Genomic DNA, 20,449 nt, shown 5'->3' with positions numbered 1-20,449 from the left:
ATGAGCGCGTTGATCCTCGCGGTCCTCCTGGCGGCCCTGGACCAGACGATCGTCTCGACCGCACTGCCCCGGATGGCGCAGGACCTGAACGGGTTCGACGACATCGCGTGGGTCAGCGCCGCGTATCTGCTCGCCTCCACCGCCGTGACGCCGCTGTGGGGCAAGCTCGGCGACATGTTCGGCCGCAAGCGGCTCTACCTCGCGTCGACCTCCGTCTTCCTGATCGCCTCGATCGCCTGCGGCCTGGCACAAGACCTGCCCGAACTGATCGGCGCGCGGGTCCTGCAGGGCGTGGGCGGCGGCGGCATGATCGTGCTGACCTTCGCCCTGGTCGGTGACATCGCCGCCCCGGCCGAGCGCGGCCGGTACCAGGCCATGTTCGGTTCCGTCTACGGCGTGGCCAGCATCGTCGGCCCCCTGCTGGGCGGGGTCTTCACCGACCAGCTGTCCTGGCGGTGGGCCTTCCTGATCAACCTGCCCGTCGGCATCGTCGCCCTGGCCGTCGCCTCCCGCGCGCTGCCCACGGCCCGGCGTGGCGTCAAGGCTCGCATCGACTACTTCGGCGCGACCGTCCTCGCCGCCATCGCGACCGGCCTGGTTCTGCTCACGTCGTTCGGCGAGCGCTGGGGCTGGGGATCGCCGGCCGGCATCGCCCTGATCGTCGCCACCGTCGCGCTGGCCGCCGCACTGGTCCCTGTCGAGCGCCGGGCCACCGCCCCTGTCCTGCCGCCGGCCGTGCTCGGCTCCCGGACCGTGGTCTTCTCCTCGCTGATCGGCTTTCTCGCCAACGCCGCGATGTTCGCCGCCCTGGTCTACCTGCCGACCTACCTCCAGATCGTTCACGGAGTCTCGGCCACCCTCTCCGGCATCCACATGCTGCCTCTGGTCGCCGGCCTGGTCATCAGCCAGTCCCTGGCCGGGCGCTGGGCGGCGCACGTCGACCGGCTCCGGACGATCCTGCTGGCCGGGCTGGTCGCCAACCTCGCCGGACTGCTCCTGCTGGGCACCATCGGCGCCGCCACCGGCACCCTGCTGCTGAGCGTCTATTTCCTGATCACCGGTGTCGGCATCGGCATGATCCCCATGGTCGTGCTGACCACCGTTCAGAACAGCGTCCCGACCGCCGACCTCGGCGCCGCCAGCGCCGTCGTCACCTTCGCCCGCTCCATCGGCGCGGCCTTCGGAGTCGCCGTCTTCGGTACCTTGCTGAACACCGGCTTCGCCGATCGCACGCACGACCTGCCGACCACCGGCGGCTTCGACGCCACCCGCCCCGACACCATCGGCCTGCTGCCCGCCGCCGTGCGCGACACCGCGCTGGACGCCTTCGCCCACGCCACCGCCATGGGATACCTGCGGATCGCCCCGGCCCTCGCCGTCGGCATCGGCCTGGCCCTCTTCCTCAAGCCGGCCCGGAGGACCGCCGAACCGACACCCGCCTCCGACCCCGCGCCCGCCAAGGATCCCGTCTCGGCCGCCTGACCCCTCCGGCCTCGCTCACCAGTCCTCGACCGGCCGCCGCACTCACCGGGCGCCGGCCGGCGGCGCATGGCCGGGCGCCCGCGCTCGTGCTCGGCGTGCTGCCGGGCTCACCCGTGCGCCGCGACCAGGTGCCGGGTGCGGATCGCGCCGTGGCGGGCCCAGGGGCCACAGTTCCGGAGTGCGTTCAGGTTTGCCGCCGGCCCCCCGCAAGGGGTTCGGCCCTTGCATGCGCCTTGCGCGACTGCGCTGCCCCGGCCGCCGGGAAGTCGTGCCTGCTGCGCCTGTTCCTGGATCCGCCGGCGGGGCGTGCCGATCCCGCGTGGAAACGTGTCGACCACCACGTCGGGCGTTCGGGCCGGGGGTGGGGTGGGTCTGCTGGTGTGCCGCCAGGTGCACCGGTTCGGGGAGCAGTGGTCCCGCCCGTCGCTCCCGCTGGTCCCGGCTGAGGAGGCCCTCGCTCGTGGCCTGCTCCGCAAAGGCGGCCACCTCGGCGATGCAGGCGTCACGGCGTCGGCGGATGGTGCCGTCGGCGAGCAAGCGGGCAAGGCCGACGGGCCAGGTCCGGTTCACGGCGATGACGCCCTCGACGTAGCGGTGCAGGGCGACGGCGACGGGCGCCTCGCCCGGCCGGGCCGGGCCCGTCGGCCTCTTCGACGGCAAAGACGCGGGACTCGTGGATGGCCGCGAGCAGGTCCTCGCGGCCGGCGAAGCGCCGGTGGACGGTACGCCGGTCCACGCCCGCCTCCGCCGCGATGCTCGCGCCGGGGTCGGCGGCCGGCATGCGTGCCCCGGTGGGCGGGACGGCTTCGAGTCTGCGGGTTGCCTCGGCCCTCATGACCCAGAGTGTCGCGGATGCGAATATTACGTCGCTTGAGTACCACATCAATGTGCTCATACTGCTAATAAGTGCTACAGTGAAGTAGCATTTGATTGCAGTCGTCGAACTGTACGGAGCAAGCGGAAGAGAGAGGCAGCACATGATCACCTACGACCGGGTTTTCATCGGAGGTTCCTGGGTCGAGCCGAGCAGTGGCGAGCTGCTCGACATCACCTCACCCCACGACCGGTCCGTGGTCGCCCGCGCGGCCCAGGCGCAGCCGGCCGACATCGACCGCGCGGTCGCTGCGGCCCGGGCGTCCTTCGATTCCGGTGAGTGGCGGCTGACCCCGCCCGCCGAGCGGATCGCGGCTCTTCGCCGGTTCAACGCCCTGCGGGAGGAGAACGCGGAGAAGATCGCCCACCTGATCTCGCTGGAGAACGGCTCCGCCGGTTGGTTCACCCGCGCCGGCCAGGCCGGCCTGACCCGGCAGGCGAACGCCTACCTCAAGGCCGCCGAGGAGTTCGACTGGGAGGAGACCCTTGTTCCCTCCGACCCGTCCTCCCCGACCCGCAGCGTGGTACGCCGCGAAGCGGTCGGCGTGGTGGCCGCGGTGATTCCCTGGAACTCGCCGTTCTCCTCGGCCACGTCGAAGATCATCCCTGCCCTGGTGACAGGGAACTCCGTGGTTCTCAAGGTGTCTCCGGAGAACTCGCTCAGCATGGGCTTCCTGGCCGAGCTGCTGGCGCAGGTCGGCCTGCCCGAGGGGGTCGTCAGCGTCCTGCCCGCCGACCGGGAGACCAGCGAGTACCTGATCTCGCACAAGGACGTCGACAAGATCGCCTTCACGGGTTCGACGCGTGCGGGCCGCCGCATCGCCTCGATTGCCGGCGAGCAGCTCAAGCGGTTCAGCCTCGAGCTGGGCGGCAAGTCCGCCGCCATCATCCTGCCGGACGCCGACATCGAGAAGGCCGTCGCGGGCCTGAAGTTCGGTTCCCTGCTCAACAACGGCGAGTCCTGCATCGCGCAGACCCGGATCCTCGCCCCGCGGGAGAAGTACGAGGAGGTGGTGACGGCGCTGAAGGAGCTGGTGGAGTCGCTGAAGGTCGGTGACCCGAACGAGCCCGACACGTTCATCGGTCCGATGATCCGCCCTGACCAGCAGGAGCGCGTGCGCGATTACATCCGGCTCGGCATCGAGGAAGGCGCCCGCCTGGTCACCGGCGGCCCGCAGATCCCCGAGGGCCTGGAGAAGGGCAACTACGTCACCCCCACCGTCTTCGCCGACGTCGACAACTCCATGCGGATCGCCCAGGAGGAGATCTTCGGCCCGGTGCTGGTCGTCATCGCCTACGACGACGAGGACGACGCCGTCCGCATCGCCAACGACTCCGAGTACGGCCTGTCCGGCGGCGTCTGGTCCTCCGACGAGGCGCACGCCCTCGCGGTCGCCCGCCGCGTACGCACCGGCACCGTCACCGTCAACGGCGCATCGATCGCCTTCGACGGCCCCTTCGGAGGCTTCAAGGCCAGCGGCATCGGCCGCGAGTACGGCGCGGTCGGCCTCGGCACCTACACCGAGTACAAGACCATCACCGTCTGACCCTCCTCGGACGCAGCCCACAGCGACAACCGCCGGCCGGCGTCCGCGGGAGGTCGGGGGCTTGGGGGAGGGGCGGGAAGCGCTACCCCTCTCCGCCCCTCGCCCCCCTGCGCGCGGTTTGTCCGGCCCGGGACTCAGGCGTCGACCCGGGACAAGCCGTCCTCGCCGGCCTCGACGCGCCAGTCGGACGAGCAGATCTACTTCCTGTCCGCCGCCCAAGGCCCGCACGCTGCAGTGGCCGGCAGGTGCGGTCGCCGACGCTCCGGGACGGCTGGGCTTCGCCGAAGTCGTCTCTCACCCTTACCTGTCCACATCTCTACCGCGGGGTCGGGCTCGAGCTGCTCATCTCCGGGGCGTCCATTCGTCGGCGAGGAGGCCGAAGATGGCTTCGTCCACGTATGTGCCGTACACCCAGGAGGAACGTCGCAGCGTTCCCTCCCGCGTGAACCCGACCCTGGTTGCCGCCGCGAGCATCGGGGTGTTGTCCGTGAGGGTGTCGATCTGCAGGCGCTGCAGTCCGCGTACGGCGAATCCGTACTCGCACAGTGTGTGCAGCACATCGACGCCGAGCCCGTGGCCGCGGAACGCGGGGCGCAGGGCGACCCCGATGTGAGCCGTCCGGTTGTGTGTGTCGATGCCCCAGAGCAGGGCCTCGCCGGCGACCCTCCACCAGCAGCACCGTAGTCGCGGGGAGGAGCTGGGGCCGACGCTTTTCGCGTGCCGGCGGGCTCGGCACGGGGTGCTCAAGCCATCAGGACCGCTGTGGCGCACGCCACATCGATGGGATGTCACGGACTGATCCGCAGCCTCCATCCACTGGCCATCAAGAGCCAAGAGCCAAGAGCCAAGAGCCAGACCAAGAGCCAAGAGCCCGGTGGAGGAGAACGAAATGATGAGAGCACGGCACGGAATGGGCGCGGCGGCCACCGCGCACCGCGTGGTGATTGTGGGCGCGGGGTATGCGGGCATGTCCGCGGCCGTACAGCTCCCGTCCCGGGTCAAGCGGCACGAGGACGTGCAGGTGACCTGGTGAACGCGCAGGAGCGGTTCGTCGAGCGGCTGCGGCTGCACATGACGGCGACCGGTCAGCAGCTCGCCGAGTTGAGCGTTCCGCGCCTGCTGGAGGGGACGGGTGCGCGGTTCGTGTGCGGCTGGGTGACGGCGGTGGACGCGGACGCGCGGACGGTGCGGATCGACGACGACCGAATCCTTCGGTACGACACGCTCGTGTACGCGTTGGGCAGCGTGGCCGACACCGCCTCGGTGCCGGGCGTCGATGAGCACGCGTACACCCTCAGCAGTGTCCAGGACGCCCAGGCGCTGGCGGACCGGCTGGAGCGGCTCGGCGGCGGCACCGTGGTGGTCGCCGGCAGCGGTCTGACCGGCGTCGAGTCGGCCGCCGAGATCGCCGAGCGGCACCCCGAGCTGAACGTCGTCCTGCTGGGCCGGGACGAACCCGGTGCGGCCATGAACGCGAGGGCCAGGACGTATCTGCAGTCGGCGCTCGGCTGCCTCGGCGTCACGGTGCGCCACGGAGTCGAGGTGGTGAAGGTGCTGCCCGGGTCGGTCGAACTGGCGGGGGCCGAGAGCATTGCCGCCGATGTCGTCCTGTGGACGAGCGGTACGCGGATGTCGCCCCTGGCTGCCGCCGCCGGACTGGCCGTCGACGAACGCGGCCGCGTCGTCACGGACCACGCGCTGCGTTCGGTGTCGCACCCCGATGTGTTCGCCGTCGGTGACGCCGCGGCGATCCGTCAGGGGTACGGCGTCATGCACGGCACCTGCCAGAGCGGCATGCCGACCGGGGTGCACGCCGCGGTGTCCATCGTCCGCATGCTCGGGGGCAAGCGGCCCAAGCGGTTCCGCTTCGGCTACTACCACACACCGGTGAGCCTGGGCCGCCATGACGCCGTGGTGCAGTTCACCCGCCCCGACGACAGTCCGCGACGCGTTCATCTGACCGGTCGGCCGGCCGCCCGGTACAAGGAGACGGTGAGCGCCTCGCCCTGGCCGACCTTCGGCCGTATGAAGAAGATGCCCGCCTCGGGCGCGTTCTGGCCGCACGGCGGTCGCTTCACCCGCCGCGCAGCAGGTGCCGAGTGAGCGCCGACGAGCAGGTCTTCCATGAGTACCGCAGGTTGCTGTTCTCCGTGGCCTACCGCCTCCTCGGCTCCGCCGCTGACGCCGAGGACGCGGTGCAGGACACCTGGATCAAGTGGTCATTCGCCGACCGTTCCCACGTCGCCGATCCCAAGGCGTACTTGACGCGGATCGTGTCCAACCTGGCCCTGGAGCGCCTGCGTTCCACCCGGCACAAGCGCGAGGACTACGTCGGCCCATGGCTTCCCGAGCCCATCCTCACCAGCGGTGACACCGCCGACGCCGTCACGGACGCCGAGTCGGTGTCGATGGCGATGCTGGTGGTGCTCGAGACGCTGAGCCCGCTGGAGCGCGCGGTCTTCGTGCTGAAGGAGGTGTTCGGCTTCAGCCACGCCGAGATCGCGCAGGCGGTGGAACGTTCCGAGGTGGCGGTCCGGCAGGCCGCACACCGTGCGCATGGGCACGTACGGGCCCGGCGGCCCCGGTTCGCCGCCGACCGCGGCCGGCGGCGTGAGGTCACCGAGCGGTTCTTCGCCGCGGCGACCGGCGGTGACATCAATGCCCTGATGGAGCTGTTGTCCCCGGACGTCACTCTGTGGACCGACGGCGGCGGCAAGGTGCGTCAGGCGCTCAAGCCGGTCGTGGGGGCGCAGACGGTGGCCTCGTGGTTCGCCGCCATCGGCACGCTCACCTACGAGGGCGTCCAGCCCGCCGGCATGAGCGCCGAGCTCGTCGAGATCAACGGCGGTCCGGGCATGGTGTTCAGCGCCCCAGGCCGGGTGATCGCCACCGTCACCTTCGACTTCGCCGCCGACGGCCGTATCACCGCCATCCACAACGTCGCGAACCCCGACAAACTGCAGGCTGTCACGAACGGCACGGCCCACGACGTCACGGCGCGGTGAGCGCCGGGCTGCCACCGCCTTCCGGCGGCAGCCGAAGGCCGGTTCACGATGGCCCGCTCACCGGGTGACCCGTCGGGGTGGCCACCTGTGGGCCGGCAGGCCCGCGTGGGACGGCGAGTTCCGGCGAGCTCTGGGGCCAGGTGGTCGCGGGTTCCTCCACGCGAGGCCCGGGACGCTTGACGGGGCGCCGGCCCTCCGGCGTGTGACCGGCGGTGGTGTCCCCGCACCAGCGGTTGACAGGTGTCGGATGTCAGGCCACGGGCTCTTGTCGTCACAGCCAGCCGCGGCGGGCGGCCTGCCAGGCCAGTTGCATGCGGGTGGCGGCTCCGGCGAGGGTCATCATGTGGTGGATGCGGCGTTGCACGGTGCGTCTGCTCATACCTGTCTGACTGGCGATGGCCTTGTCGGCGATGCCCGCGACGAGGAGTGACAGGAGTCGACGGTCGCTCTCGGAGAGGAGACCGCCGTCCGTGGAGTCGTTGATGCCGTGGACGTCGCCGGAGCTGCTGACGGCGAGCGGGACGGCGGTTTCCCAGTAGCGTTCGAACAGGGACGTGAGTGCCTCCAGGAGGCTGCTGCCGCGGACGAGGGCCGCAGTCGGCTGGCTCGGGGCGCCCTGGGGCCCGCCGGGGACGAGCGGGCAGATGGCGATGGCGCGGTCGGCGACGGCCAGGCGCAGCGGGAGATGGGGCACGCTGCGGGCGCTCTCGCCGGCGCGGACGCCTGCGACGACGTTGTCGATGGCGCCCTCGTCGTCGAAGAACGCCCGCTCGTACAGGACGCGGTAGCGCACGCCGCGGGCGAGCGCGTCGTACTCGGCCCGGTTGGTGCCCGAGGGCATGGCCACGTACTGGGCCTTGCAGAACCAGAGCATCTCGTGGCGGGCGTTGTCCTGCATCTGCCGCAGGTGCTGCCGCAGCGCCTCGGAGCCCGTGATCACCTCGATGAGCTGGTCGGCGTCCTCGCGGCGGCGTGCGCTGCGGTAGCTGTCCAGCAGGTCGGTGACGGCGGTGCGGGCCTTGTCGAGCGCGTCTGCGTGCTGCTGCAGGCGGGGCAGCAGCGCCACGTCGGGCGGCACGGCGGCGTAGTGGAGGGGGTCGTGGTCGGTGGGACTGGCGAGTTGTTTGCCGCGCAGGGACGTCAGGGCGAACTCGACGCTCTCGTAGGGCAGGCCCGTCTGGTCGGCGATCTCGTGGGCCGAGGCGGTGGCGGTGCCGACGAGGAGGCGGTAGACGGTTTCCTCGATCGCCGTCAGGCCTGCCGCCTCGAGCATCCCCGGAACTCCTCTCGCCGTCGTCCGGTCCTCGACGTTCGGACCAGGGTCGTTGAAGTTTGTATCAGGCATGGGTGTGTGCACAAACGCCGACGGGCGCCGGGGCTCCTTCACCCCGACGCCCGCCGGTCTCAGCAGCGTGGTGTGCCCGCCGTCACCGCCTCGAGTCGCTGCCGCGGTGCAGGTAGGCGCGGTCGATCGTCTGCCGGACGCTGTCGCCGGCGGCGTCGGTCGCGGTCACCCGCAGCGTCACGAAGGCATCGCCGTGGGACCGGGAGGGCCGTTCGACCGTGGCGGTGAAGTGCCCGCCGCCGCCCTGCCCGGCGGTGGCGGCCGTTGCCCAGGTCCGTCCGTCGTCGTAGGAGGCCTCGAGCGTGAGCTTCACCCCGCGCGGGGCGGGCAGTCCGTCGGGCAGCCGGACGTCGAGCCCGAAGGTGTGCGCCCGCTGCGGGCCGACCGCGTTGTTCGCGTCCACCGGCACGGCGTAGTCGACGTCGAGCAGCGGGAGCAGGGCCACGTCGGCCGCGGTGTCCGAACGGAACGCCCAGGACGTCGTGGTGTTCGTGGCGAAGCGCCAGTTGCCGGAGGTGCGAGCGGTCCGCAGGTCCAGCCGGTAGTCGGCCATGCCCGCCGCCACTTCGAAGTCGCCCCAGGCGCCGGCGGTGGACCGCGCCACCTTCTCGCCGTTGCGGTAGAGCTCGGCCACGGCCGTGTCCCCCGCGTCGGGCTCCCTGAAGCCGATGCCGCCGAAGTCGGAGCTCTCGGCGAACGACCAGTGGCCGTCGCCGTCGGTGAAGTCCGGGACGTGGAAGGAGAGGGTGTCGCCGTGGCGTGCCGAGGACGGCCAGCCGGCCACGCCCTGCGGGAGGGCGGGGCGCACCGCCGCCGCGAACCAGCGCTCGGCGGCCGCCTGCTCGGGCCGGTAGGTGTGCGCGGCGTCACGCATGCCGGCCAGAAGGGGGAAGTCGCGGCTGGTGACGGTGTCGTGGTGCACGGTGTGGCTCCACAGCGTGTCCCCGGCGCTCACGTACTCCACGCGCTTGAAGCCGACGGGCACGTCGCGGGTGTACTGGTTCCACGCGATGGCCTGGTACGGCCGCCACCCGAAACGCTGCTCGCTGCCCCAGGCCGACGCACCGGTGCGGGTGTAGGTGCTGGTGACGACGGCGCTCTCGCGGGCGGAGACGGTGTGCACCAGGTGCTGGGGTATGCGTCCCCTGGACACCTGCATCACGTCGTAGAGGTAGGGGCTGCGCACCGTGCCGGTGAAGTGCACCCGCGTGGTGCGCTGTGCGGCCTGCTCGAGCAGGGCGGTGCCCTCCACCGTGCCGGCGCGCATGACCGGCAGGGCCAGCCGGTCCCCGTCCGGGGCCCACCGCGTCCACGGGTAGAAGCCCTCGGGCATGACGAGCATCAGCGCCTTGGCGCCGGCGTGGGCGGCGGCCTGGGCGAGGGCGGTGTCGTCCCCGAAGTCGTAGCGGATGACGGCGAGCTTGCCGCGCACCTTGGCGGCCTCGAGGTCGGCGGCGGTGCCGGCGCCTGCGTCCACCGCGGTCAGCCGTACGCCCTTGTCGTCGAAGACCGGGGAGGCGGCCAGGTAGTACGGGGTGAACCGGGAGCTGCCGGAGACCTCCGCCCTGAGCTGAGGGGCCGTCAGCTGCCAGCGGGAGGCGTACTCGAAGGTGCCGTCGGTGACCTGGGCGGTCGGGCTGACGTAGAGCCGCTTGCCGACGTCGAAGAACATCACGCCCTGGATCAGGCCCTTGCCCGAGATGCGGCGGTAGGTCTGGTAGCTGAGGATGCCGCGCTGCTCGGCGGGGCGGGGGGTGCGGATCTTCACCTCGGTGACCTTGGAGGCGTCCAGCGTCACCGTCATGTCCTTGGTGACCTCGACCTGCGGATCGACCACCTCGCGCAGTTCCTGGCCGTCGGCGGCGTCGTCCAGCGTGCCGAAGCTGAGCTGGTAGGTGCCCTCCTCCACGACGGCGACGGCCGGTTCGACGCTGGTGTAGGGCGCGAAGCCGTCGGCGCCCCAGATCGTCGGCGCGGCGTAGGGGATCACCTTGCCGTCGCGGTCGCGGGCCACCACGGTGATCCGGTGCTCGGGCGCGTGCACCGCGAGGAAGAGGGTGGTGTGGGCCAGCACGGCGCCGTCGGCGCCGGTCGCGGTGGCGTAGCCGTAGTAGTAGCCGCGGGCCGCGTGGGCGGGGTCCGTGCGCAGCGGCACGTCCGCGACGGCGCCGGGGGCCAGGTGCACGGTGTCGGCGGCGGGTGTGACCGCGTCGGCCGCCAGGGCGTCGCCGTCGGCGTCGGCCAGGGTGACGGAGAGTTTCAGGTCCAGTGCGTGGTCACCGGTGTTGGTGTAGTGCAGGGTCGCCGCCTGTGCCTGTCCGCCGGCGCCGTCGGTGTGCAGGGCGGGCAGGGTGACGGTGCCGGTGGCCGTGAGGGGGCCCATGGCCGCGGGGATGTCGATGCGGCCGCCGCCCTGCCCGTTCACCTTGGTGCCGGGCACCGTGCGCGCGGTGCTGATGAGGGCGTCCTTGAGCTGCCGCCCGTTCCACTCCGGGTGCTGCTGGGCCAGGAGCGCGGCGGCGCCCGCCACGTGCGGGGTCGCCATCGATGTGCCCGAGGCGGCGGTGTAGTCGGCATCGACCGGCTCGCCCATCGTCGTGCCGGAGGCGCGCGCGGCGACGATGTCGACACCGGGCGCGGTCACGTCGGGCTTGACGGCCTTGTCGCCGAGGCGGGGGCCGCGGCTGGAGAAGCCGGCGAGGGAGTCGTCGCGGTCGACGGCGCCGACGGTCAGCGCGGCGTCGGCCGCACCGGGGGAGCCGATCGTGGAGTCGCCCTGCTCACCGTTGTTGCCGGCGGCGACGACGAACAGGGTCTGACCCGACGCGGAGAGCGTGTTGACGGCCTGGCTCATCGGATCGGTGCCGTCCGTCGAGGCGTCCGAGCCCAGGCTCATGTTGACGACCTCGGCGTGCTCGGCGGCCGCCCACTCCATACCGTCGATGACCTGCGACTCCGAGCCGTAGCCGTCGTCGCCCAGCACCTTGCCGATCAACAGCTCGCACCGGGGGGCGACGCCACGCCGCGCACCGGAGGACGCCGCACCGCTGCCACCCACGATCGAGGCGACATGCGTGCCGTGACCGAAGTGGTCTTCGATGCCGGTACTGCCGGAGAAATCCTTGGACCCGGCGATCCGGCCGACCAGGTCCGGGTGGCCGGTGTCCACACCGGTGTCCAGGACGGCCACCTTCACGCCCTGGCCCTCGTACCCGGCCTTCCACGCCGTCGGCGCGCCGATCTGCGCCGTGCTGCGGTCCAGGACCGGCGCCACCCGGCCGTCCAGCCAGATGCGCGGGGTCGCCGCGACACGGGCGGCGCCCTCGGCACCACCCGGCCGCAGCGTCTTCCAGAAGGCGCCGAGGTCGTCGTCGGCGACGCGCAGCGAGCGCGCCCCGATGCTGTCCAGACGCCGCTCGGGAGCCGAGGGCTCGTTGAACGCGGCGACCCGGTCCGCGACGGCCGCCGCGGCCCTCCTGCTCTGCGCGGTCGTCCTGGCCACGTCGCGGACCGGCGCGGCCGAGACGATGAGCGGCAGCGCGGAGGCGCCGGCCTCGTCGTACCCTTGCGCGATCAGACCGGTGACGTCGAACAGACGGCGGTCCAGCGTCCCGGCGGCGACCAGGCCGGCGGCGTCCGACGGCAGCACGGTCAGGGCGCCGCCGTCCTGCTCGAAGGTGCGGAAGACGATCCCCCGCCGCCCCGGCCCCGGCTCCACCGACGCGGTACGCCGCCCGTCGGGCCCGGACGTCACCGTCACCCGGTCACCGGTCACCAGCCGCACGCTCGCGGCCGGCTCCCCGCCACCGCCCACCGGCGCCGCCGCACCGGCCGGGGACGCGGAGGCGAACGCGGACGGCACGCCTCCCGCGGCCAGCAGCAGCCCTGTCGATATCGCCGCCGTCAGGCGGATCCATGCCATCGTCCAAGCACCTCTCGTACAACGGGTGTTCACGTGCCGTCCGACAGAATCCGCCGCCGCGCCGGGCATGTCACCGGCCTCCGGTGGCACAGCTGCGACATGTCGCAACGGCGCCACACCGCAGCTCGCGCCCGCATACCGGGCCTGCGGACGCCCCGTGGAGTGCGGGCCGCACCACCACCCCAGGACCAGGACGGCTCGCCGCGCCCGGGGCCGCCGGCGCCCGGCCCCGCCCGAGGGATTCCCGGCGGAAACCGCCGACGATGTCGACGTGGCGGCCGGTCCGGCCTCCTTGCTCGTGCACCACCACGACGACCGGCTCGCCGGCCTGCACAACGCACTGGTGCGGGGCCAGTTGCGGCGGTCCGGCGACGACGGCTGGCTGCCGGTGCCCCACCGCGCCATCGAGCCGTCGGGGGGCGAACAGCTGCCTCCGCAAGCGCAACCTGGACCGGCCGCAGGTGGACTGGCCCGCGCTGAAGGCGCTCGCCACCGCGTCCGCCACCCGAGCCGGCGCATCCTGACCACGGCTGCGGGTCTCCGACGAGGACGCATCAGCCGGGGCGGCGCCCGGAGCACCGCCCCATCAAGCCCGATGGCTCCACGGGGACGCGTCTGCATCGACCCCAACGAGACGGGTCACCCCGGGGTCCAACCGGACGTGTGCGTACGTGCGACACCCGCCGGAATGCGACGTTGATCACACGAGACTTTCGTGCCCTGCCCGTAAGAAGAGGGCCGCTGCTCGCATTTCCAGGTATGAAAGCCGAGATGAGGGGGTGCTCGTGACACCTGCCGAGCGCTTCCACGAGATCTACGAGGAGTGCTACCCGCGTGTCCTCGCCTATGCCACGAGCCTGGTGGGACGCCAGGTGGGCGAGGACATCACCAGCGAGACGTTCACCATCGCCTGGCGGCGGATCCACGGCGACGTCCCCCTCCCGACCCTGCCGTGGCTGCTGGGGGTGACCCGCAACCTGGTGCGGGAGATGCGCCGCCGTGACACCCTGCGGTACCTCCTCGCTGCTGAGGAAGCACGGCGCATCGCCGGCAGCGCCGAGGACCAGGCCGGTGACGTGGCGACGGTGGTCGCCGATCGGCAAATCGCGCTGCAGGCCCTGGCGGGTCTACCGGAGAGCGACCGGGAGTTGCTGACCCTGATCGCCTGGCACGGCCTGAGCACGAAGGAAGCCGCCCAGGTCCTCACATGCACCAGCGCAGCACTGGCCGTGCGCCTCTACCGTGCGCGCCGGCGCCTGGAGAAGGCCCTGGAGGCGGCGCAGGCGTCCGAGCCGTCCGAGGCAGCGTCGGCACACGCCGTCGGCACCCCCCGACCGCATTGCGAAGGAGCAGCCGCATGAAGAACGCACAGCACCGGTCGAAGCGACCCGACATCATGCAAGTGCTCGCGGACGCACGGCCCGATGAGCTGGACCCGGCACGGCTGACCAACGCTGCGCGGCAACAGCGGGACCTCGCACGCATCGTCGCCTGGCCCGTGGACGGGCGTGTGCCGCGCCGATCCCTGCGTTTCCGTCCGGTGAGAACGGCCGCCCTCGCAGCGGTGGCGGCCTCCGTGGTGGTGTCCGTGGCCACCTTCGACCGGCAGGCACCGGCCGACGGGTCCGCGGCGCGGCCCCGGACCTCCGCCGAGGCCCAGGCACCGGGCGGGGCCACGGACATGCGGGTCGACGGCCGTGTCGAACTGCTCAGCGCGGCCATGAAGGCCGAAGCCTCGCCCGCAAAGGGGACGTACTGGCAGACCACCACGCACGCGCAGTACGTGGACGTCGCCGAGGCGAACGGACGGCTCTTCGCCGTGCGCACCTCGTCCACCGAGAACTGGTCGGTGGGTGTGCGCCCCGGGACGAAGAGTCTGATCGTCTCCGGGCTGGACTCCGAGACCGAGCCGCGGACGCCGGCGGACAAGGCGGCGTGGCAGGCGGCGGGTTCGCCCCGCACGGTGCAGCTCAAGGTCTGGAAGCCGACCGGTTCCCATTCGATCGTCTTCAAGATGGGGACCGGACGGCCGACGGTCCTGCGGACGAACACCGGCGGCAAGATCTACGCCGTCGGCCCGGACAACGTCTCCTACAAGGACCTGCAGGCGCTGCCCTCCACCAGCGCTGGACTGCGCCGCCACCTGGAGGAGTTGTACGCCCAGGACAACGGTGCAGACGCCGGCGCGCGGGGGCGCAGCGCCTGGATACTGCGCCAGGCGGGCAACCTCGTCACGATGCCCGTGAAGCCCGCCGTCCGGGCGGCGGCGTACCGGGTGATGGCCGGTCTGCCCGGAGTCCGGGTGATCGGTCACGTCACCGACCCGCTGGGACGCGAGGGCGTGGGAGTGGAGTTCCCCGGCACCTACCGCACGGCGCTCGGGACCACGCAGCAGCAGCTGGTCATCGACGCCGCCACCGGTGACATGCTCAGCGACGAACTCCTGCTCGTCGACCCCTCGGCCAAGGCCGAGGCGACGGGCCTCACGGCGGGCACCGTGGTCACCTACCAGGCGACCAGCCGGATGGGCTGGAGCGAACACCAGATCATCGTGCCGAAGAACGCCCACGGCTGATCCGGGCGCCCGCGCACCGTCGGGCAGTCACGAGAACCACACCGCCGGGCCGCGCCCCCCGCCAGGGGCGCGGCTCCGGAGGCACGGCCGGAGCCTGCTCCCCTGCCGCGCAACAAGCGGCCGCAACCGGCCGTCCGGCACCGCACGCCCCCGCCCGGGGCTCTTCGCACCTCCCTGTGCCTCCCCACACCTCCTCGAACCTCCCCACACCTCCTCGAACCTCCCCGCACCTCCCGAGAAAGCCGATACTCGTGCGCCCGAACATCGTCCATCTCTCAGCGACGGCAGCACTCGTCGTCTCCGCGCTGGGGCTCACCACGTACCACCAGCTGGCCGACAGCGACGCCTCTGGGACCCACTTCCAGGGCACGAACGCCGTCCGGGCCCACGGAGCGGCGACCGGAGAGTCGGCGCCCGCGTCCGCCGCTCCGCCGGCGACGGCTCAGTCACGGCCCCAACTGCCCGCCCAGTTGCCGGGGCTCGGCCCGAAGACGCTGGCACGCATCCCGGCCAACACCCGGCAGGTCGTCGTCGTCACGGGAACCGGCAAGAACTCGTCGTCCTCGCGGGTGGTGCTCTGGCAGCGTGCCGACGGCGGCTGGCGCCGCGGAGAGGTGTGGGCGGCCCACAACGGCTACAAGGGCTGGATGGACAAACACTACGAAGGCGATCTGCACAGTCCCATAGGGGTGTTCGGCCTCACCGACGCCGGCGGACGACTGGCCGATCCGGGCGCCAAGCTGCCCTACCACCAGTCCGGTGCCTTCTCGGCCAGCGGCACCGGCTTCGAAGGCGAGCCGCTGGCCGGGGCCCTCGACTACGTCATCGCCCTCAACTACAACCGGCAGCCGGGAACTTCACCGATGGACGGCACGAAGCCCATGGGGGCGAGCCGCGGCGGGGGCATATGGATCCACGTCGACCACGGCGGCCCCACACACGCCTGCATCAGCCTCTCGAAGGCCCACATGCGGGAGTTGCTGCGCACGCTTGATCCCGCGGATCACCCCGTGGCCGTCATGGGTGACGCGGCCTCCCTCGCCCGCTGATCGTCGCGACGGGCCACCGATGCTCGACGGCCCGGCTCCGGCCGCGGCGCTCCGGACGCCGCCCCCGCTCCTTGCGGCTTCGCCTGCCGCCGGCGGCCGAGGCGGCTGCCCGGGTCCCTTCCGGCCTTCCCCGCCGTCCTGGGGAGGGGAATGCGCCGGATGGCACCCCGCGTCGAAGGTCCCGCGCCACAGCTGGAACGACCGTTCACGGGCACCGGGTTCACCGTCGTAGGTGCCGCCCGCAGCAGGGCGTGCAAACCGCCGGGCTCCCGTCCCTCCGCGGTCCTCGGCCCGGCCCGGCCCGTCGGCAACGCGAGCAGCACATCGTCGCCCGAGGCCCTGGACACACCCTCCTGACATCGCCGCCGGGGGAACACGTCGATGACGACCTTGCTCAGAGAGGAACCATGAACACCAGCACTCACCGCCGGAGCGCGGACGTCGTGCCCAAGCTGCACGGCATGGGCGCCATCGTCACCGGTGGGCCCCGCGGAATCGGCCGGTCGATGGTCGAACGCCTCCTCGCCGACGGGACCCGCGTCGCCTTCTCCTGCCTGTCCGGTGCCGAACCCGCCGCTGAGTTGGAGCGCAAGACGGCGACGGACGGCGGCGCCGCATGGCCCTTGCGACTGGCGCAGGCCGCGAAGACGCCGATCCGGCAGTTCTCCGTGCGTCCTGCGGTTCCGGAGCACTGACGCTGCACGCCGGCGGAGATGGTGCCCCTCTTGATGAAGCCGGTATCGTCGATGATCAAAACGCCGTCCGGCTCGCCGAGTCGCCCGGCAACATACTCCTGCAGGTCATCGCGGACACCGTCGGCGTCCCACCGGCCCAGCACAGCAGATGCTGCCACCTGTGCGGCGACCAATGGCCGGCACGCTCGGCCGGTTGCCGGCTGTTCCTGCGGCCCACCTGGCCCAGCAGCCCACGCACGTAGTCCCGCATCCGGCGCCGCGGCTACCGACCCGTCCCTGCCCGCCCACGAACCGAGGACCCCGGGAGCACCCGACCCAAGTCGCAGGAGAGCGTCGAGCAGCAGCGGATTCCCGTCCGTCACGTGCAGGGCCGCGTCCACGAAGGCGGCGGAGTCGTCCGGTTGGGTCCGCGGACCTCCGCCGGTCTCCTCGGCGACGAAATCGACGAACTGCGCCGCGAAGGGGGTCTGCAGCCAGCGGTGTAACTCGGGTTGTGCGAGTTGCCGGCGGCCGATGGAGAGTCGGCCGTCGAAGGCGATGTCGAAGGCCTGCAGGGCGGGCTTCCAGCGCATCGTCCAGCGTTTGCGTCCCTGGCCGGTCGGGTCCGGGCTCATCACGGCCAGGTAGACGCACGTGAGCACCGCCTGCTCGTTGGGGAAGTGCCCCCGGGCCCGCACCGCCTTGCGGATCCGCGCGTTGACGGACTCGATCGCGTTCGTGGTGCAGACGATGCGGCGGATCTCCGCGCCCGCGGGGATGGTCTCACCCACACGGGCCCGGGGGCGGGCCGTGTGCACCGCTCTCCGCGCCTGCGGGGGGTGGTCCCAACCCGCTCGGCTCCCGTCCGGCGGCGTGACGACGGACAAGGGGCGGGCCGCCCTGCCGGCGCCCGCTCCCGCCTCACTCCTGACCCGCGTCTACCAGCGGATGCCGAGGGCGTCCAGGGCGGCCGTCTGCTCGGGGCTGAGCTTGTCGCGGCGGGCGCGGGTGTTGTTGACCCACACCCCCAGCGCCACCGTCGTCACGCCGCCGTCCGGGCCCGTCACGGGCTCCTGGTGGGCGCGGGGGACCCGCAGGTGCCCTTCGCGCGCGTGGAACGCGCGGGCAGCCTCCAAGCCCTGGGCGAAGCGCTGCTCGCGGCTCAGGCCCGGCCGGGCGGCGGCCTTCGCCACCCGCCGTGCCCGCTCCCGCGCCGCCTGCGGGTCCTCCTCGATGCCGAGGGCGGCCAGCAGCTCCCGCTGCCCAGGGTCCAGGTCGGACCAGGCGGCGCGCTGCGCCGCCACCCACCGCCCGATCGCTTCCCCGTCGACGGCCGCCTCGGCCGGCAGGGCGGCCCAGTCGACCCGGCCCCGGCAGGCGAGCCACCACGCCCGCGCCGCGGTGTAGGCGCGCTGCCACGCAACGCCCCAGACGGGGCACCACCACGGGTCGATCGCCTCCAGCTGCCGGCGCCGCCCGGCCGGCAGCGTCCCAGGCGCCCCTACCGGCCGGGCGGCGGCGGCCCGGGCGGCGGCCAGCCACGCCCCGACCGCATACCCGCCCAACCAGGCCCGCGCGGGAGCCGCGAGGCTGCCGTGATGGGCGGCGGCCCACTCCCGCGCCCAGTCCAGCCCGGCCGCCCACCGCACATCGCCCACATCCCACATCATCCCCAGCTGCTCGAGCATGAGCACGCGATGCCCGGCGAGGGTCCCCACAGCATGCTCCGCCCGCTTCTCCGACAGCCACCGGCCCAGCGGAAACTCCCCGACCACACCGGAGTAGGGCACGTCCAGACCCCCGTGCTCGGCGTGCCAGGCGCGGGCGGCGGCGATCCCCTCACGCCAGTACTGACTCTCCCCGGTCAGCACCCGCAGGTTCACGAACAGCGCCAGGACATCCGGGTCCGGCGGGGTCTGGAACCGCACCGGCAGCGTGAACGACACCACACCCCCAACCTCCCCCTGAGCACCCTGACCAGGAGCCACAGCCGACTCGGCGCTGCGCCCGGTGGTGCGCCTCCCGGACCGCTGGGGCACGGCGAGCATCTCCACGACCTTCGCGTCGTGCGCCCGGATCGCCGTCAGGATCCTCACCAGCGGCTCGTAGCTGCGGGAGCCGAGAAGGTCACCGGGCTCCTCGCCGTCGGCCAGGAACACCGGCACGATCAACGACGCCGTTTTGCCCTCCCCGGGCTGCATCCGCAGGGCCCGGCCGATGGCCTGCACGATGTCCACCATCGACCCGCGCCCCTGGAGGAGGACACTGTCCGCCGCCGGGATGTCGACCCCTTCCCCCAGGACCCGGCAATTCGACATCACGGCGTACGGGATTCCGTCACCTTCGCCGGCATGCGCGAATTCGCGGATAATGGCCGCCCGGAAATCGGGGTCGTGCTCGCCGGCGAGCCACTGCGCCCACACTTCCTCATGGTATGTGCCGGGGTCTTCCAGCCACAGTCGCTCCGCGGTCTGGTTCAGCGTCTCCGAGAAGTACCGGGCCTCGATCGTGCGATTGTGAAAAGTGATCGTCTTCCGCAGCCCACGCTCGGCGGCGGCCCGCAGCAGGCCGGCCTGGATGGCCGCCACCCGCGCCGGCCGCACCTCGTCCTCCTCACCGCCCTCGTCCTCACCCACCCCCGGACCCCACGGCACCGGCTGCCGCGCCGCCAGGTCCGCGTGCTGCTCGGGCGCCCGCAACTCCAGCACCACCACCTCGAACGGCGCCAGCAACCTCCGGTCGATCGCCTCCGCCAAGCCCAGGCAGTAGACGGTGCGGCCGTAAAGGGCCGCATCGTCCATGGAGCACACCATCCCCTCGCCCAGCGGCTGGGCTGCGCCCTCCCGGCCCCGGAAGCGGGGCGGCTCCCACACCCGGGGGGTGGCCGTCATGTACAGCCGGCGCACCGCGGGGATCGCGGTCTGGTCGTGCACCACCGCCCACCGCTTCGCCAGCGACCCCGAGGTGCGGTGGGCCTCGTCACACACCATCAGCTCCAACGGCGCCAGCGCCTCCCCGCGCCCCGCGGCCGCCGCGTAGGCGTCCGCCACCGCCCCCACGCTCGCGTAGGTGGCGTACAGGGTGACCGGCACCGACCGCCTGCGGGCCCGCAGCCAGTACGCCACCATCAGCGGCGCCGTACTCACCCCCACCCCGGCCGGCACCTCGCCCCGCCCCAGCGAGCACACCGCATACGCCTCACCCTGGCGCCCGGCCGCCCGCCACGCCCCGATCATCTGGGTCAGCAGGTCCAGGGTGGGCACCACCACCAGCACCGGCCCCCGCGGCGCCAGCCGGGCTGCGGCCACCGCCCCCACAAAGCTCTTCCCGGACCCCGTGGCCATCTGGACGGTGGCTCGCAGCCCGCCTGCCGGCACCCCCGTGCCCGGGGCCGGGGTCAGCGCCCGCACGATCGCGGCCACCGCCTCCTCCTGGTGGCCGCGCAGCCGCACCCGGTGGTACGGCGCAGGATCACCGAGGCCGTCGAGCATGATGGTCACCAGCTTTTCCCCTCGTCCATCCGGGACCGCACAGCACGTTTCCCGGGTTTCGTCGGCAGGCATTTCTGATACACCGGGCAGGCGGGTGAAACCGGCTAATCCTTCGGCACCGAAGAAGCCGTCAGGAGTCGACGGGAGAAGAGGCGGGCATCTGTCGAAGATAGGGCATGAAGCCCGGGGGCAGGGGAGCGGTGAGGCGGGATTTGGTGACGCCTTAAAATGATACACCGGCACTGCGGCCTGACGGGTCCCGAGTGAGGCAGGATCGCACAAGACAACCTGACAGCCCGTCACCACTCCAGGCGCCCCCGGCACGCAGCGGGTCACCCCCTCCCAGCCAGCCCACGGCCCGGAGCGAAGCGGAGGGCCGACGCCACCGGCCAGTACCACCCCCAGGCAGTAGCGGTGCGGGAACGTCAGCAGCGGGGTGCGCAGCGAAGCGGAGCTCCCCGCCGGGACGGCCGCGAAGCGGCCGGC

12 protein-coding genes and 3 pseudogenes are annotated in these 20,449 nt (G+C 72.4%); 8 read left to right on the top strand and 7 right to left on the bottom strand.

The window, feature by feature from the left end; translation table 11 throughout:
* On the top strand, positions 1-1,482 hold the full coding sequence (locus LO771_RS14225) for an MDR family MFS transporter (protein WP_230652257.1): 1,482 nt from the start codon (positions 1-3) through the stop codon (positions 1,480-1,482).
* A gap of 502 nt (positions 1,483-1,984) precedes the next feature.
* Here LO771_RS14225 and LO771_RS14220 read toward each other — a convergent pair.
* Positions 1,985-2,263 (bottom strand): TetR family transcriptional regulator, encoded by a 279-nt coding sequence (locus LO771_RS14220; protein ID WP_230652594.1) that lies wholly within the window; start codon positions 2,261-2,263, stop codon positions 1,985-1,987.
* A gap of 196 nt (positions 2,264-2,459) precedes the next feature.
* Here LO771_RS14220 and LO771_RS14215 point away from each other — a divergent pair, with 196 nt between their 5' ends.
* A complete protein-coding gene (locus tag LO771_RS14215) occupies positions 2,460-3,902 on the top strand; it encodes an aldehyde dehydrogenase (protein ID WP_230652256.1) in 1,443 nt (480 codons plus the stop codon).
* A 342-nt stretch (positions 3,903-4,244) separates the two neighbouring features.
* Here LO771_RS14215 and LO771_RS14210 read toward each other — a convergent pair whose 3' ends face one another.
* On the bottom strand, positions 4,245-4,715 hold the full coding sequence (locus LO771_RS14210) for a GNAT family protein (protein WP_308188908.1): 471 nt from the start codon (positions 4,713-4,715) through the stop codon (positions 4,245-4,247).
* Between the two features lie 79 nt (positions 4,716-4,794).
* On the opposite strand from LO771_RS14210, the pseudogene LO771_RS14205 reads away from it, so the two are divergent.
* Positions 4,795-6,005 (top strand): annotated as a pseudogene (locus LO771_RS14205) (NAD(P)/FAD-dependent oxidoreductase).
* Positions 6,002-6,907: an RNA polymerase sigma-70 factor gene (locus tag LO771_RS14200; protein WP_230652255.1), complete on the top strand. Its 906-nt coding sequence runs from the start codon at positions 6,002-6,004 to the stop codon at positions 6,905-6,907. Before LO771_RS14205 ends, LO771_RS14200 begins: the two are co-directional and overlap by 4 nt.
* A gap of 271 nt (positions 6,908-7,178) precedes the next feature.
* Here the strand turns inward: LO771_RS14200 and LO771_RS14195 are convergent, their stop codons facing one another.
* Positions 7,179-8,180 carry a helix-turn-helix domain-containing protein gene (locus LO771_RS14195; protein WP_230652254.1) on the bottom strand — a complete coding sequence of 334 codons (1,002 nt, stop codon included), beginning with the start codon at positions 8,178-8,180 and terminating at the stop codon, positions 7,179-7,181.
* 154 nt (positions 8,181-8,334) lie between these two features.
* A complete protein-coding gene (locus LO771_RS14190; protein WP_230652253.1) occupies positions 8,335-12,174 on the bottom strand; it encodes a S8 family serine peptidase in 3,840 nt (1,279 codons plus the stop codon).
* Between the two features lie 785 nt (positions 12,175-12,959).
* Between LO771_RS14190 and LO771_RS14185 the strand changes: the two genes are divergently transcribed.
* From LO771_RS14185 to LO771_RS31335, 4 genes are all read left to right on the top strand, one after another.
* Complete coding sequence (locus LO771_RS14185) at positions 12,960-13,535, top strand: RNA polymerase sigma factor (RefSeq protein WP_230652252.1); 576 nt, start codon at positions 12,960-12,962, stop codon at positions 13,533-13,535.
* Positions 13,532-14,749: a CU044_5270 family protein gene (locus LO771_RS14180; RefSeq protein ID WP_230652250.1), complete on the top strand. Its 1,218-nt coding sequence runs from the start codon at positions 13,532-13,534 to the stop codon at positions 14,747-14,749. Before LO771_RS14185 ends, LO771_RS14180 begins: the two co-directional genes overlap by 4 nt.
* Positions 14,750-15,000: 251 nt before the next feature.
* Positions 15,001-15,798 (top strand): L,D-transpeptidase family protein, encoded by a 798-nt coding sequence (locus LO771_RS14175; RefSeq protein WP_230652248.1) that lies wholly within the window; start codon positions 15,001-15,003, stop codon positions 15,796-15,798.
* Between the two features lie 407 nt (positions 15,799-16,205).
* Positions 16,206-16,493, top strand: coding sequence for an SDR family NAD(P)-dependent oxidoreductase (locus tag LO771_RS31335; RefSeq protein ID WP_308188901.1), 288 nt, complete (start codon positions 16,206-16,208; stop codon positions 16,491-16,493).
* Here LO771_RS31335 and LO771_RS31650 read toward each other — a convergent pair.
* The 3 genes and pseudogenes from LO771_RS31650 to LO771_RS14155 form a co-directional block, all read right to left on the bottom strand.
* A pseudogene (locus LO771_RS31650) lies at positions 16,394-16,966 on the bottom strand (transposase); the annotation flags it as partial. The gene LO771_RS31335 and the pseudogene LO771_RS31650 sit on opposite strands and share 100 nt — an antisense overlap.
* A 48-nt stretch (positions 16,967-17,014) precedes the next feature.
* Positions 17,015-17,236, bottom strand: a pseudogene (locus LO771_RS14160) (transposase); the annotation flags it as partial.
* Positions 17,237-17,410: 174 nt separating this feature from the next.
* Positions 17,411-19,963, bottom strand: a complete 2,553-nt coding sequence (locus tag LO771_RS14155) for a DEAD/DEAH box helicase (protein ID WP_230652593.1) — start codon at positions 19,961-19,963, stop codon at positions 17,411-17,413.
* Positions 19,964-20,449 lie beyond the last annotated feature (486 nt).

This window comes from Streptacidiphilus sp. ASG 303, assembly GCF_020991365.1.
Taxonomy (GTDB): domain Bacteria; phylum Actinomycetota; class Actinomycetes; order Streptomycetales; family Streptomycetaceae; genus Peterkaempfera.
The sequence above is the reverse complement of the archived record's forward strand: the minus strand, read 5'-3'. Positions and strand labels throughout refer to the sequence as shown.

Excerpts from the sequence above, each read along its gene's own strand:
- LO771_RS14190 (WP_230652253.1), bottom strand. The coding sequence starts at position 12,174 with ATGGCATGGATCCGCCTGACGGCGGCGATATCGACAGGGCTGCTGCTG.
- LO771_RS14210 (WP_308188908.1), bottom strand. The coding sequence starts at position 4,715 with ATGGAGGCTGCGGATCAGTCCGTGACATCCCATCGATGTGGCGTGCGC.
- LO771_RS31335 (WP_308188901.1), top strand. The coding sequence starts at position 16,206 with ATGAACACCAGCACTCACCGCCGGAGCGCGGACGTCGTGCCCAAGCTG.
- LO771_RS14180 (WP_230652250.1), top strand. The coding sequence starts at position 13,532 with ATGAAGAACGCACAGCACCGGTCGAAGCGACCCGACATCATGCAAGTG.
- LO771_RS14155 (WP_230652593.1), bottom strand. The coding sequence starts at position 19,963 with ATGCTCGACGGCCTCGGTGATCCTGCGCCGTACCACCGGGTGCGGCTG.
- LO771_RS14220 (WP_230652594.1), bottom strand. The coding sequence starts at position 2,263 with ATGCCGGCCGCCGACCCCGGCGCGAGCATCGCGGCGGAGGCGGGCGTG.
- LO771_RS14215 (WP_230652256.1), top strand. The coding sequence starts at position 2,460 with ATGATCACCTACGACCGGGTTTTCATCGGAGGTTCCTGGGTCGAGCCG.
- LO771_RS14195 (WP_230652254.1), bottom strand. The coding sequence starts at position 8,180 with ATGCTCGAGGCGGCAGGCCTGACGGCGATCGAGGAAACCGTCTACCGC.
- LO771_RS14225 (WP_230652257.1), top strand. The coding sequence starts at position 1 with ATGAGCGCGTTGATCCTCGCGGTCCTCCTGGCGGCCCTGGACCAGACG.